At 41.7% G+C, this 14597-nt stretch carries 11 protein-coding genes; 6 read left to right on the forward strand and 5 right to left on the reverse strand.

Annotated elements, in window-relative coordinates; translation table 11 throughout:
• Nucleotides 1-107: 107 nt before the first annotated feature.
• The 3 genes from C3V44_RS07225 to C3V44_RS07235 form a co-directional block, all read right to left on the reverse strand.
• Nucleotides 108-2321, reverse strand: coding sequence for a S9 family peptidase (locus C3V44_RS07225; RefSeq protein WP_106096014.1), 2214 nt, complete (start codon nt 2319-2321; stop codon nt 108-110).
• A 124-nt stretch (nt 2322-2445) separates the two neighbouring features.
• Nucleotides 2446-3300, reverse strand: coding sequence for a prephenate dehydratase (locus C3V44_RS07230; protein ID WP_106096015.1), 855 nt, complete (start codon nt 3298-3300; stop codon nt 2446-2448).
• A gap of 33 nt (nt 3301-3333) precedes the next feature.
• Complete coding sequence (locus C3V44_RS07235; RefSeq protein ID WP_106096016.1) at nt 3334-4017, reverse strand: hypothetical protein; 684 nt, start codon at nt 4015-4017, stop codon at nt 3334-3336.
• Between the two features lie 921 nt (nt 4018-4938).
• On the opposite strand from C3V44_RS07235, the gene C3V44_RS12505 reads away from it, so the two are divergent.
• The 5 genes from C3V44_RS12505 (at nt 4939) to C3V44_RS07260 (ending at nt 7588) form a co-directional block, all read left to right on the forward strand.
• Nucleotides 4939-5064 carry a hypothetical protein gene (locus tag C3V44_RS12505; RefSeq protein ID WP_256387415.1) on the forward strand — a complete coding sequence of 42 codons (126 nt, stop codon included), beginning with the start codon at nt 4939-4941 and terminating at the stop codon, nt 5062-5064.
• A 71-nt stretch (nt 5065-5135) separates the two neighbouring features.
• On the forward strand, nt 5136-5258 hold the full coding sequence (locus C3V44_RS12510; RefSeq protein WP_255493548.1) for a hypothetical protein: 123 nt from the start codon (nt 5136-5138) through the stop codon (nt 5256-5258).
• Nucleotides 5259-5285: 27 nt separating this feature from the next.
• Nucleotides 5286-5417, forward strand: a complete 132-nt coding sequence (locus C3V44_RS07250) for a hypothetical protein (RefSeq protein ID WP_009419051.1) — start codon at nt 5286-5288, stop codon at nt 5415-5417.
• Between the two features lie 145 nt (nt 5418-5562).
• Nucleotides 5563-5754, forward strand: a complete 192-nt coding sequence (locus C3V44_RS07255; protein ID WP_106096018.1) for a hypothetical protein — start codon at nt 5563-5565, stop codon at nt 5752-5754.
• Between the two features lie 286 nt (nt 5755-6040).
• Nucleotides 6041-7588 (forward strand): DUF4301 family protein, encoded by a 1548-nt coding sequence (locus tag C3V44_RS07260; protein ID WP_009410612.1) that lies wholly within the window; start codon nt 6041-6043, stop codon nt 7586-7588.
• Nucleotides 7589-7782: 194 nt separating this feature from the next.
• On the opposite strand, the gene fabG is transcribed toward C3V44_RS07260, so the two are convergent.
• Both fabG and hutH read right to left on the reverse strand, forming a co-directional pair.
• Complete coding sequence (gene fabG / locus C3V44_RS07265) at nt 7783-8517, reverse strand: 3-oxoacyl-ACP reductase FabG (protein ID WP_009410614.1); 735 nt, start codon at nt 8515-8517, stop codon at nt 7783-7785.
• Between the two features lie 134 nt (nt 8518-8651).
• Nucleotides 8652-10160 (reverse strand): histidine ammonia-lyase, encoded by a 1509-nt coding sequence (gene hutH / locus C3V44_RS07270; protein WP_106096019.1) that lies wholly within the window; start codon nt 10158-10160, stop codon nt 8652-8654.
• Nucleotides 10161-11149: 989 nt separating this feature from the next.
• On the opposite strand from hutH, the gene C3V44_RS07275 reads away from it, so the two are divergent.
• Nucleotides 11150-13993 carry a triple tyrosine motif-containing protein gene (locus C3V44_RS07275; protein WP_106096020.1) on the forward strand — a complete coding sequence of 948 codons (2844 nt, stop codon included), beginning with the start codon at nt 11150-11152 and terminating at the stop codon, nt 13991-13993.
• Nucleotides 13994-14597 lie beyond the last annotated feature (604 nt).

Raw genomic sequence — 14597 nt, forward strand, 5'->3', positions numbered from 1 at the left:
ATAAATTAAAAAGTTTGTTTATAAATTAAAATTCTACATTAAATATTTTTAATCCAGTAAAGTTTTTCTTTTACAGATTGTCCCCCTTCGGGGGACGGGGGCTTTGTTTATAAATTTTCTATGATAAAATTCGTCATTTTTGTATATAACTGATAGCGTGTGCTACCTGTGTTGTCGTAAATACCGTGATTCTTATCGGGGTAAATTAACCAATCAAAATCTTTTTGCAAACTCACCAAGGTATTGATGAGCACCATTGCGTTTTGCACGTGTACATTGTCGTCGGCACTACCGTGAATGAGCAAGTATTTACCTTTGAGTTTGGCAGCGTGAAACAACGGTGAATTTTCGTCGTAACCTTTTGCGTTCTCTTGGGGGGTGCGCATAAAACGCTCGGTGTAAATAGTATCGTAAAAACGCCAATTGGTAACAGGGGCTACTGCTATCGCCATTTTAAATATATCGCCTTTTTGAAACAGACAGTTAGACGACATAAATCCACCAAAACTCCAACCCCAAATACCTATTCTGCTCTTATCTATATAAGGATAAGTCCCTACGAGCTGAGCAACTTCTGCTTGGTCTTCAACTTCGTATTTCCCTAGTTGCTGATAGGTACATTTCTTAAAATCTGCTCCTTTGTAACCTGTGCCTCTGCCGTCTACACATAGCACTATATAACCTTTTTGGGTGAGCATTGCGTGCCAAAAGTCATTCATATCCCACCATTGGTCGGCAACTTCTTGTGAACCTGGTCCTGAGTATTGGTACATCAAGAGCGGATATTGCTTTTTAGGGTCAAAATCCCTAGGTTTGAGCATATAAGCGTTGAAAGTACCCTTAGCAGTTTTCAGTTCCATAAACTCTTTTTCGGGCAAATTATAGGCTTTCAATCGTTGGGCGTATTCGGCATTGGTAACGATTTCTTTGAGTTGCTTGCCACTTTTGGTATCGTTTAACGTATAGCGTGGAGGCGTAGTGGCATTGGCAAAAGCGTGGATATACATAGAAAAATCCCCACTGAATGTGCCTTTGTTTGTTCCTGCCTCAGTAGAAAGCGCGCGAGGAGCTTTGCCTTTGAGGTTTACCGCATAGAGCCCTCGGCGGGTAGAGCCCGTCTGGGTAGATTGGTAGAACAACTGTTGGGTTTTAGGATCATAGCCATAGCAATCGGTTACTTCCCAGTTACCACGCGTGAGCTGGCATACTAATTTTCCTTTGGCATTGCAGTAGTAAAAATGGTTATTTCCATCTTTCTCCGATTGGTAAATAAAACTATTATCGGGTAAAAATAGTATATCCTTGTTGATGCTTACATAAGTCGCGCTGGTTTCCTTCACTAAGGAAGTCGTCGCCTTCGTCTGGCTATTCACTTGCAAGAGTTGCCAATCGTTTTGGTGGCGATTGAGAGTTTGTACCGTCAGCTTATGAGGGTCGTTTGTCCATTGCAAACGTGGGATATAATAGGCTTTCAAGGGTATTTCAGCCACCGATTTATCAGCCACAGTATAAATGTGCAAACTTACCGCCGAATTAGCTTCCCCTGCTTTGGGATATTTGAAAGTATAAGGTGTAGGATAGAGGTCGTAACCGTAGATGTCCATTGAAAACTCAGGTACTTTGCGCTCATCCGAACGTATAAATGCTAATTGTGTACCATCGGCATTCCAAGCGAACAATCGCACAATCCCGAACTCTTCTTCGTACACCCAATCGGCAGTACCATTGATGATAGCGTTCTTCTGTCCGTCGGTAGTGATTTGGGTTTCCGCACCCGTCGTAAGGTCGTATAAATACAAGTTGTTTTCGTATACAAAAGCCAATTGCTTACCATTAGGCGAAAAAGTGGGGACTTGTATGCGCTTATCGCTCACTTTTTTAAGGTCGCCAGAAGCGAGGTCGTACAGAAAATAATCGGCTATAAACGAATGTCGGTAGATATCCTCTTTTCGGGTAGCGATGAGGAGCTTTTTCTCATCAGGAGAAAACTCATAGCTCTCAATCCTATTCACCCTTTCATTAGTTTCAAAGAGTGTTTGTACTTTGCTGAGTGTTGCAAAGTCGTAAAGGTTGATTTCCTGAATGTGTTTGTCACGGCTATATTCGAGCACTGTATATTGTGGGGTTTTCTTCAGTGCCTTCAAGTTGTACATACGTTCGGGGTAAAAAGCGTGTTGCGTCCAGATATTCTCTAAAGAAATAGACTGTGCAGATAACAAGTAAAAGCTAAGAAATAAAGCCAACAAAAGCTGGGTATGTAAGTATTGGTGCACTCTATTGCGTCTAAATACAGCCACCTTTTGTAATTCATAATTCGCCATTTCTAATTAGTCTTTTGTCATTTATCATTAACCTTTAACCATTGATTATTAATTTCGCGGTCAATATTAGTCAATTTTTTTGATATAGAAGCTATCTTTTAATCTGTTTTTTTATATTTATTTTCTATATGATTGATTTTGAATAGCTCTCACTGTTCAACCGATTTTCATATTCCCCTAATACTTTTAGCTCTTCTGTCATAATATCCAAAAGTTGCATCACTTGTTGGTATCGAGCATAACTATCAAACACCACATCTACAAAGAATGCGTATTTCCAAGGAGTCTCTATTACAGGCAACGACTGTATTTTAGTCATATTCATATCATAATCGCGTAACACGTTCAGCACGGTTGCCAAACTACCACTCTTGTCATACACCTGGAATTTAAGCGTCGCCTTATTGATATCTCTTTTGGGCAGGTGTGCATCAGTAGTTCTGAGTACCACAAAGCGGGTAGCATTACGCTTAATGGTTTGTATGCTTTCCGCTATAATAGGCAAGCCGTAAAGCTCAGAAGCCGATGCCGAAGCAATAGCCGCCACTCCTTTGAGTTGTTGCAAGTGTATCTGTCGTGCTGCCTCAGCTGTATCAGGAGATTCCACCAGTCTTATATCAGGATAATCGTGAAAGAAATCCTTACACTGCAACAGTGCCATATAGTGCGAATGCACCTCAGTAATATCCTCCAAGCGTTGCCCTTCTAGCGCCATCAAGTGGTGCTGTATGTTCATATAGTGCTCCCCTGTAATATGCAGGTTATGGTGGTCTATAAGCGCATAATTAGGTAATATTGCTCCTGCAATGCTATTCTCAATAGCCATCACGCCCCAGTTAGCATCGCCTTTCAGCAGTGCTTTCACTACCGCATCAAAAGTACGACATTCCAGCACCTCTATGTCTTTGCCAAAGTAACTCTCAGCCGTCTGATAGTGAAACGAACCTTTGATACCCTGTATTGCTATTTTTTCACTCATTTACATATTAAAAATCACCCCTTGCGCCTCTTTTTATGGCAATATCGCTCCTACCGCTATATCACAGCGGTGTCCCGGTTGCCCGTGAGGCGGATTAGGCTTCCCCGAAAAGCCCGGTTCAGTAGTTCCCGTGTGTTGTTGTGCCATTTTGGGGTCGATAACTATTTGTTGTTCTACCGTTTTAGGCGTAGCTGGTGCTTGCTGTTTCACAGGCTTACTGTTCAGCGGAGCGCCCACCGGTATATCACAACGGTGCCCTGGTTGCCCGTGAGGCGGATTCAGTTTCTGACCCTTCGTCGCCACCCCTTGCTGTGTCTGAGGTTGTGTCACCTGCACCTGTTGCACTTGTGGCATACCTCCCGAAACTACAGGCTTAGCATCGGCACTGCTCACAGGCTGTGCTTGTGTTTGCGTTTGGGCTATCACATTGCCGTCGTTGGGTAGCGGAGCCCCCACGGCTATATCACAACGGTGTCCTGGCTCTCCGTGAGGCGGATTGAGCTTTACTCCTTGCTGTGTAGCTGGTAGCGATACGTTGTTAGAAAAATTCGCCCCACCTGCACCAAACGGATTTCCTTCGTTGCTCTTATCGCGTGCTTCCTCAGCTTTCTGAGTGTTAGCAAGAGCATCTTCGGCAACAGCTATTTCCTGTTGCCCGTTATTACAAGCCATTAGGACAAACATTGTGGTAGTGAGTATAGTAAATCTTACATTCATAAATGGGTAAATTTTTGGCAAAGATAGAAAATAATTATCAATTAGCAATTCACCCATAAATATTTTCTCACCCTCAGCACTGTAAGCTCTAACATTCGTTATATATCCTACACAATCCCTATTTACATAGTTCTTTTTTCTACGAAAACGCTTCCTTACAGATATCCTCTTACCAAAACAGAGACTTCTATCCTATAAGATTCGTATAAGCTAAATATATCCATTTTACCTTTTACTCATATACCCAGCTTTAAGCCCTCACTGGCTTTACCTTATTATCTTTTACCTAACGAACCTCCCTCCTACCTCTATGGCTCACCTTTGCTGACGCGTTTCTTATAGCTCGTGTCCCATTTACTAATTTTCTAATTTGCTAATTCTCTAATTTTTCTTCCCTTTTCCGTCACCACATTCCCCCTTTGAATGGAAGTCTGCGAGAGCGGGGTATGTGAGAAGGGGGAGGTTTCTTTTGATTTTCCGTCATACTCCCTCCTAGTGCCTATGGCCTAAGGCCTATCACCTATTCCTCTTTCTTTCGCCTCGAAACCCTGTTTTTACCGTTTTTTGCATCGTTGTATTATATTATGAATCAACTTTTTATATACCCTTTCTATACCAATCGTCCAAGATTCGTATAAGCTTCCTATAAGCTCTCTATAAGCTAACCTCACCCTCCTTACACCCTTTTTTCATCAAAATTTTTCTCAGCTCCCTTCCGAACTTCTCCGTATCCTTTCGAACCCCTCAACCCTCTACATTTGCTAATCTGCTAATTTAACAGCCCGTGCGGCTCGCACCTTTGGCAAAGTTAATTATCAGTATTTCTGGCATTATTGGCATTTTTAGTATTATTGGCATTATTATTTTTGTTTTATAAATAATAATTCACTACCTTTGTACCGAATTTTAATCACATACGTTATGAAAACACATACAAAAATCTTAATTGTAATAGTTATAGCTCTTTTAGTTGCTCTCTTAGCACAAGACATCGACAGTCTATTAAACTCCTTTTATGAGGGGTATGAAAAAGGTAAACAACGCTGATGATTTTTATAATGCCTGTATGTGATGGCTCTCCCAACATTTTCCTTAATTTGCATTTTAATAATAAGCATATGAAAAAATCAAAACCCAACCGAATTATAGGCGCTTTCCTAATACTAATGGCAATCGCCTATCTGTACAACAACTGGGCTTCCGCCAAACAAGGGTTCCTTGAAGGATTGTTCGGACAATAGTTATTAACATTAATACTCGTTTGTAATATGAAAACAAAAGAATCAGAAACAGTGTCCATACCCAAAATGATATTCTTAGCCATTCTACTATGGTGGTTCTTATATGGCGTTTTTTATGCCTTAGGAGAATTTGTAGGGAATATCCAGAAAGACTTATGAATTTTCTTACCTCAGTCCGTCGCCTTATTCTTAGTGACAAAAAACTAACCCTTGTAGCTGTTATCTTATCCTTTTTTTTTATTTATAGATTAGGGAAAGCTACAGGCGAATTTTTGTATTATATCTCTCATTAAACCCTTATATTATGTGGTTAGTTATTGTATTTTTATGTATCTTTTTAGCCAGTGCTTATCGCGAGAAAAATAAAGAAAGGCGCTTGGTGCTCTCTATTATTTGGGCGATAGCAATACTCCTTACCATAGGCTTCCAAATAGGAAGAGACCGCGCAAAAGCCGATATAGCTACAGAAGAATCTATGATTTCAAAAACTAAATAATAAGAATGCTCGTATAGCTCGCTCCTCCGAGTCCCTTCGTCAGCGTGAGCTACAAGCTCACGCTCCATTTCTTCATTCTCTCATTTCCTCATTCTCTCATTTCCTAATTTCCTAATTTTCTCATTCTCTAATTCTCTAATTTGCCACATACTCAGCTGTCATAAATTTTATCTTTTATCTTCCAAAAACTTTTTTTGCTTTTTATTTGCTTTTATCTTTTTTTGTTTATATCTTTGTCCTCTAAAACAATCGTAAGTTTTAGAATGTTAAACGAAACTATTATATTATGAATGAATTAACAGAAAAAGACCGCCAATTGCTCATTAAAAAAGGGATCTCCGAAGAAATACTCGATGCCCAAATAGCGCAATTCAAACAAGGAATTCCTCCTATACAACTGTATAAAGCCGCTGTGATAGACGATGGTATTATTCCGCTCAGCAAAGAAGAAGCCGCCAAGTACGCTGCTATTTACCAAAAACGAAAGCGAGGTAACACTATCCTCAAATTCGTGCCTGCCTCTGGTGCGGCTACCCGTATGTTTAAAGCTCTTTTCGCTTTCCGAGACGATTTCGAACCCGATCGTGAGTCATTTATAGCTTATGTCAATAGAACAGGTAACAAAGAAGTTAAAACCTTCTTCGAAGGTCTCGAACGCTTTGCCTTTTATCCTATCTTAAAAGCTGCTATTGATAAAAATCACCCCGACTTTTCCTCACTAAACGAAGATATCCAAAAACACATCATCGTCAATACGCTTCTCAATGAAGAAGGGTTGGGCTATGGCAATATGCCTAAGGGATTACTGCCTTTCCATAAGCATTCCGAGAAAATCGCTACTCCTTTTGAAGAGCACTTCCGCGAAGCAGTACTTTATGCCTCCGATGAGGAAGTAGCACACCTACACTTCACCATCACCGAGCAGCATACCGAAGCTTTTTATAAGGAACTCAACCATATCAAACCTATACTCGAAGAACGCTATAACATTACTTTCGATGTAACTTTCTCTTACCAAAAACCAAGTACTGATACAATTTCGGTAACCGAAGATAATGAGTTTTTCCGCGACGAAGAAGGTAATTTAGTCTTCCGCCCTGCGGGGCACGGAGCGCTACTCAGCAACCTCAACGATATCGATGCCGACATCATCTTCATCAAGAATATTGATAATGTGGTAGTGAAAAAGTATACCGATGAGACCGTGTTTTACAAAGAAGCGCTCGCCGGAAAACTATGTGAAGTACAAGACGAAGTGTTTAAAATCCTACATCGTATAGATAATGATAAGATTAAGAAGAAAGAGATTAAGCATATACTCGATTTCCTCAAAGAAATCAATATCTCCGTTCCCGATTATCTCTATAAATTCCGCCGTCAATATGCTATGGAGTTTATCAAAGAGCAACTGAATCGCCCTATACGCGTATGCGGAATGGTGAAGAACGAAGGAGAACCCGGTGGAGGTCCTTTCTGGGTGAAAGATGGTGAAGGTTATAGTTTACAAATCATCGAATCTGCACAGGTGAATATGGCAGATGCCAAGCAAAAGGAAATTTTCCAGCAATCTACTCACTTTAACCCCGTAGATTTGGTTTGTGGCACGAAGAACTACAAAGGCGAAAAATTCGATCTACAACAGTACGTAGACCCTAACCAAGCCTTTATAACCTCCAAAACCTTTATGGGCAGACCGCTAAAAGCTCTCGAACTCCCCGGTTTGTGGAACGGCTCTATGGCTCACTGGATTACCCTATTCGTAGAAGTACCTATCATCACCTTCAACCCCGTAAAAGTAGTAAACGATTTATTGAAGAAAACTCACCAAGGATAATTCTTTATTAACAATTGATATTATTAAGAAAGCGTTGCCAAAGGTCGTAAAACGACCTTTGGCAACGCTTCTTATGCAATACCTTTTATCTTTTATTCACATACCCAGCTGTGAACCCTCACTGGTTTTATCTTTTACTCACATACCCAGCTGTGAGCCCTCGCTGGCTTTACCTTTTATCTTTTATCTTTTACCTAACTATACACTCCCCCGTTGATATTAATCACTTCTCCGGTGATATACGAAGCTTTTTTAGAGACTAAAAACGATACGAGGTCAGCTACTTCTTCGGCTTCCCCAAAACGACCTACCGGTATAAGTTTCACGAGGTCTTCTTCGTTGAGCGAAGAGGTCATATCAGTGCGTATAAAACCAGGAGCAATGGCATTCACGGTGATGTGTCTTTTGGCTACTTCTTGCGCCAAGGCTTTGGTAGCCGCAATAATTGCTCCTTTGGCAGCCGAATAGTTGGTTTGCCCTGCGGTTCCCTTCACTCCCGATACCGATGAGATATTGATAATACGTCCATAACGATGGCGTAGCATCTTTTGGATAAAGAAATTAGTTACATTGTAGAAGCCGTCGAGAGTAGTGGAAATCACTTTGCTCCAATCCTCTTGGGGCATCCACATAAAGAGTCCATCGCGGTTAATACCCGCGTTGTTCACAATCACTTCTACCACGGCATCTTTATTGTCGTGTTGCCATTTGGTAAGGGCTTCAGTAGTACTTTGGTGGTCAGATACGTCAAAGCGTATAATCTCTCCTTCGCGCCCTAATTTCCTGATGTGATTGAGGGTTTCAAGTGCAGCAACCTCATTGCTTTGGTAAGCAATGAGTAAATGATAATCGGTGTCTTGTGCGAGCTTTTCGCATATAGCGCGCCCTATGCCTCGCGAACCGCCTGTAATAATAGCATACTTTCTCATTTGTTTTTTTATTTAGTTTTACTTCTTTTTTGTTTTCTATCATTAGTCCGACAAGTCAGATTGTTCTATTTCTTCAATCACGCTGTCGCTACACTTTGGCAAAGTTTGAAACTTTGCCAAAGTTGAAAAACATTCTATTTCTTCAACCACGATGTGGCTTCCTTCAAGTAAGTATAAAACACCAAATCTTCCTTAAAGAACGGAATAATGGCTCTTATTTCCCTATACCATCTTTGCGTAGTGCTCGAAAGCTCGTCATAACAGCCCAAGATATCGATAGCCTGCGCAATGGTGATAGCCTCAATAGCAAGCACCTGAAAAGCGTTGTCTATCACTTTATGGGTAAGGGTCGCCGCATTGGTACCCATACTCACTATATCCTGATTGTCGTTATTGTTCGGGATACTATGCACATACATCGAGGTAGAGAGGGTTTGGTTTTCGGCAGTGGTAGAAGTAGCGGTAAACTGCACCCCTTGCATACCGAAGTTAAAGCCCAATTTACCCGCGTTCACAAATGGAGGCAATAGCTCGTTGATTTTGGGGTTCAAAAGGTAGTTGATCTGTCGCTCAGCAAGCATTGTCATACGGGTAACTACCAGTTTAAGCTTGTCCATTTCAAGGGATATATAATCGCCGTGGAAGTTACCCCCGTGATATACCTGCTGGGTAGGCACATCTACTATTGGGTTGTCGTTAGCCGAGTTCAGTTCCTCTTCTACGATGCGCTCAGTATGCGCAATGGTGTCGTATACAGCCCCGAGTATCTGTGGCACACAGCGCAAGGAGTAGTATTCTTGCACCTTTTCTTTAAATACAGTTTCGTTGTGCTGCCCTTTGTAAAGATGTTCTGCACGTTTGCGGGTGCGTTTGCTGTCGTGCAAGAAGTCGCGCATCATTCGGGCGATTTCTTTTTGCCCAGTATGTTGTTTGGCGTTGTTTAATTCAGATGAAAAATGGTCGTCATAAGTCTGTACTAGCTCGTTGATAGCCGTTGTGAACTTCACTGTCCAATCCAATAGCTTTTGTGCGTAATACACATTCACCCCTGCCAAGCCCGTCATTACCGACGTACCGTTCATCAGCGAAAGACCCTCGCGCAAATGTATTTGTAGCGGTTTGAGTCCCACTTCGGCAAATACTTCAGCCGTAGGTCTGCGCGCGCCTTTGTAGAACACTTCTCCTTCGCCTATGAGCACTAAGGCGAGATGGGCTAACTGCACAAGGTCGCCACTAGCTCCCACGCCTCCGTGTTTGAAGATAAGCGGGGTAATGCGGTAGTTCAATAGGTCGCGCATCAGTTCAATTGCCTCTATATGCACCCCCGATTTGCCTAACGACAAGCTCGTAAGTCTACACAATATAGCCGCACGCACGGTTTCTTCATCAAACACCTCCCCTAAGCCCGAACTATGACTGCGGATAAGGTTGTATTGCAACTGCAATTGGTCTTCTTTTTCAATGCGATATTGCGCCATCGGTCCAAAGCCTGTATTCACGCCATAGATGATTTTGTTCTCTGCAAAGTCTTTTAAGAAAGCGTAACTCTCTTCAATGAGGGCTTTAGCTTCTTTGCTAATAGCCACTTCTTTCTTATCAAAAACGATATCTTTAAAATCGCTGTAAGTACGTAATGTTTTCATTGTTTTTAGTTCTTAATATAAATCAAGTTTTGTGTTAAGTCGTAGGAGCAAAGTCAGCGAGCTGGCACAGCTGAGTATGTGAGGCAATTCGCCCTATTAAGGCAATCACTCCATTAGGAATCTGGCGACAAAGATAATAACTAATTTGTAAATTAGCAAAATTTAGTACTTAGTTTTTAGTCATCAGTGATGTCCTGAGTCTCTCCAAGATTTTCTGAGAACTCCGATTAACTACACACCCTCATTTTCTAATTCTCTAATTTTCCACCTGCTCGTGTAGCTCTCTCCTCGTCGTGCTACGACCCTTAGTAAAATTGACACACTGATAATCAGTTGCTTTTTCAGTATATTGTAGGGGGCGATTTGCAAAACGCCCTCTAAAAACAAGCCTATTGAGTCGTAATCTATTTTTATTTGACTATAATATTTGTTCAATATATACAATACTGATTTACAATTGTATTTGTATTATAATCTGTCTGTAGTTTGCGAGCTGGCATAGCAGAGTATGTGTATAAAGGCAACTTGTTGCCTATTTGTTTGATTTGTAAAGAATTGTAAGATTTCTGTAGCGTAAGCTACACTTTTCTTACATCGGACTCACGTTAGTTATTTTATGTCCGACAAATCTAACCAGTAGCCAATGATATTAGCAGATAGTAGCGCTATAAACTCAATTAATCTTCGATTATAATTTGATTAATCTTCATTGTAGAGCCACTGTAGACCCACTGTAGACCCACTGTAGACCCACTCATCGTTTACCCTACCTTTATCTTACCCCTGCTCTACCTCCTGACAAACCTTGTCTTTCAACCTAATAGCTATCACTACTTTTTTCCTTTTCTCTTTTCCCTTTTATTCATATATCCAGCTGTGAGCCCTCGCTGGTTTTACCTTTTACCTTTTATCTTTTACCTTTTACCTATCCAATGCACCTTATTTAATTTTTTTTTCGTACCTTTGTCGCTCACTATTGTGCGATAGATATGAAGCACTTCATCATCTTACTTATCATTCTTTTGGGGCATTTCCCCACCACAACAGCCCAAAATCAAGACTTGCCCTTTGTCCCACCTATCTATAACTACTCTCAAACTCAATACAAGGCAGGCTTGCAAAATTGGCAAATAAGCCAATGCAAAACGGGCGTCCTCTACGTGGCTAATAACCAAGGGCTACTTACTTTCGACGGACAGGTATGGCAACTCCACTACCTGCCCCAGAAAAAAATAGCCCGTTCTGTTCTTGCCGATAATAACGATTCGAAACTGCGCGTCTATGTAGGCTCTTTCGAAGAGTTTGGCTACTTCCAGCGCAATGCTCAAAACCAATTGGTCTACACTTCTCTAAAAGACCAACTCAAAGATTACCGCTTTCACAACGATGAAGTCTGGCGCATATTCAAGCATCAAGATAAGATTTACTTCCAAACTTTCTCCTCCTATTTTGTGTTCGACGGCAACCAAGTATGCGCCTTCAACCCTAAACCTGCCCCTTTTGCAATGTTCTCCGACGGCAATACCCTCTATATGCAAGGCGTAAATGCCGACTTTTATACCATCGACCCTCAGCATCGCCTCCACCAAAAACTCTCTACTAACAGCTTAGGAGGATTGGTAATCGCTACTATCCCCTATCAAAAAGAACTCCTTCTGGTAACCGACAAGAATGGCTTGTTCTTTTTCAACCCTCAAACCGACCAGTTGCGCAAGTTCACTACCGATATCGACACCCTATTACCCTCCATTAGGCTGAACCGTGCGCTCATTACCGATGAAGGTAACCTCATCTTAGGAAGCCTTTCCGAAGGTTTGTATGCTATCAATGTCAGTACAGGTAAACTCCTGTGGCATATCCACAAGAAAAACGGACTGAACAATAACACCGTACTCGGGGTTTATGAAGATATCCAGCACAACCTCTGGGTAGCCTTAGACAACGGTATTGCTATGATTGAAATCCCTAGCAAACTCCGCTTCTTAAATTTAAATGGCGATGTAGAGCTCATCAGCGATATGGCTGAGCAAGGCAACTCTTATTACTTAGCTTCTAATAAAGGGGTCTTTTCCCTTACTAACGGAAAACTCAACAAACTGCCCAACTTCTCAAGCCAAGTGTGGTTCGTAAAGCAGTTCGACCACCAGTTATTTGTAGGACATAACAAAGGAGTCTCCGAACTCGTAGGTGACCAATTACGTCCCCTCAGCAATGTAGGCGTCGGCGGTATGGATTTAAAGAAGGGAACGATTCACGGTCAGGAGGTGCTCGTCGGCTCTTCGTATTCTGTACTTACTATTTACAAGAGAGACAAAGCTGGCAGGTGGGAACCCTCACATATCGTCGATGGCTTTTTCGACCTTACTTATCGCATCGAAATAGACCCTATGGGCAACATCTGGACAAATCACATCTATAAAGGCGTCTGCAAACTTTCACTTACCGAAGACCTAAAAAAGGTGAAACACAAAACAGTGTTCAGTAAACCTAAAACCAAAGAAGCCCTCCGCCTCCTCAAAATACGCGGAAAAGTAGTCTTTGCCGACGGCTCTCAATTCTACTACTACAACGAAGATAAAGAAGAAATTGTACCTTATACTATCCTCAATGAACAACTCCCTCAGCTCACCAAAACCCGCAATATAGTACCCGTAAACGATAATCGGTTCTGGTTTATCACTGCCACCGATTACTTTTTAGTTTCCTTTGCCGATGGTCAATACAAAATAACCGAAAAGATTGCTTTCGATGAGCTCCAACACCCCACCACCGAAGACCGCGCCTCAGTATTCGTTTCCTCCGATGGTGCTTCTTTCTTTTGTTTAGACGGTAGTATCGCCCGTTATACCGATAATGCCCCTCAAACCACCTACCCCTATAATCTCAGCCTAAAAAGCCTCCGCTCCTACGACCGCGATACCGACCAATATCTTTTGGAAGAAATTACCGCCAATCCTTCTTTCCCTTACGCCAAAAACAATTTGGTGTTCCAATTTCAGTATCCCAATTTTAGTAAAGAACATTACCAACTGTGGTACGTCTTAGAAGGGTATGACAAGCGGTGGACGCAAGCCGACCCCGATTTTAGCATCAGCTATCAAAATCTCCCCCCTGGTAAATACAGGCTCAAAGTAAAAGTGCTCAACGAACTAAACAAAGAGCTCTCCCTCTATTCTCTCCCGTTTCAAATCACCACCCCTTGGTATAAAAGCCTTTGGGCTTATATATTGTATTTTGTCAGCTTCATCGGGGTAAGTATTGTAGCAACAGCTATCTACTTCCGTTATAAAATGAAGAAAAAAGAGCGTTCCTTTTTGCGTGAAAGAATACGTCGCCAACGCCTGCTCGAGTCACGCGAACAGGAGGTAACTAAACTCCAAAACCAAATGCTCGCGAACCAGTTAGAGTACAAGAGTAAAGCTCTTGCCGAAGCCACTATGCTAAACATCAGGCGCGACGAGTTCCTTACCAACCTCATAGTAGAGCTGGAACAACTAATGGACAACCAGAAAGTAAGTAAAGCCAAAAGTCATCTTATCTTGCAACATATCCGCGAGAATATCTCAGAAGAAGACCAATGGGCAGTATTCCAGGAAAACTTCGATATGATTCACAAGAACTTCTTCAAGAATCTCAAAGAGCGTTTCCCTTCACTCACCACCACCGATTTGCGCATTTGCGTACTGATAAGGCTTAATTACACAACCAAAGAAATCGCCACTATGCAAGGTGTATCCATTCGTGGGGTTGAAACTGCCCGTTACCGTATCCGCAAAAAACTCAACCTTTCCGAAACCGATAACCTGTACGACTTTTTTGTAAAATTCCAGTAAAAAACACCTTTCCACCACCTCTCCTTTATCTTTCCCGTCAGTACACTCCCTTTTTGAACCTAGCCAGTGACAGCTGGGTATGTGCCCCGCGAGAGCGGAGTATGTGAGAAGGGGGAGGTTTCCTTTGATTTTCCGTCATACTCCCTCCTAGTGCCTGTGGCCTAAGGCCTAGTGCCCATTCCCTTTTCTTTCGCCTCGAAACCCCGTTTTTACCGTTTTTTGCATCGTTGTATTATATTATGAATCAACTTTTTATATACCCTTCCTATACCAATCGTCCAAGATTCGTATAAGCTTCCTATAAGCTCTCTATAAGCTAACCCCACCCTCCTTACACCCTTTTTTCACCAAAATCCCTCCCGACCTACTTCCGAACTTTTCCGCTTCCTTTCGATAACTCAGAGGTATCATTTTTAGGGGTATTAACTTTGGCAAAGTTTTTGCACGTGCGGCTCGCACCTTTGGCAAAGTTAATCTCCTCTGGTGCAAGCTTGTACTCGCACCTAATTTTCTCATTTGCTAATTTACTAATTAATCTGGCATTATTTTTGAGGTTACACACCAAAACAAAAACTCATAAACTAATTAATTAAAAACTAATCAC

Source organism: Capnocytophaga sp. oral taxon 864, from assembly GCF_002998835.1.
GTDB classification, from domain to species: domain Bacteria; phylum Bacteroidota; class Bacteroidia; order Flavobacteriales; family Flavobacteriaceae; genus Capnocytophaga; species Capnocytophaga ochracea.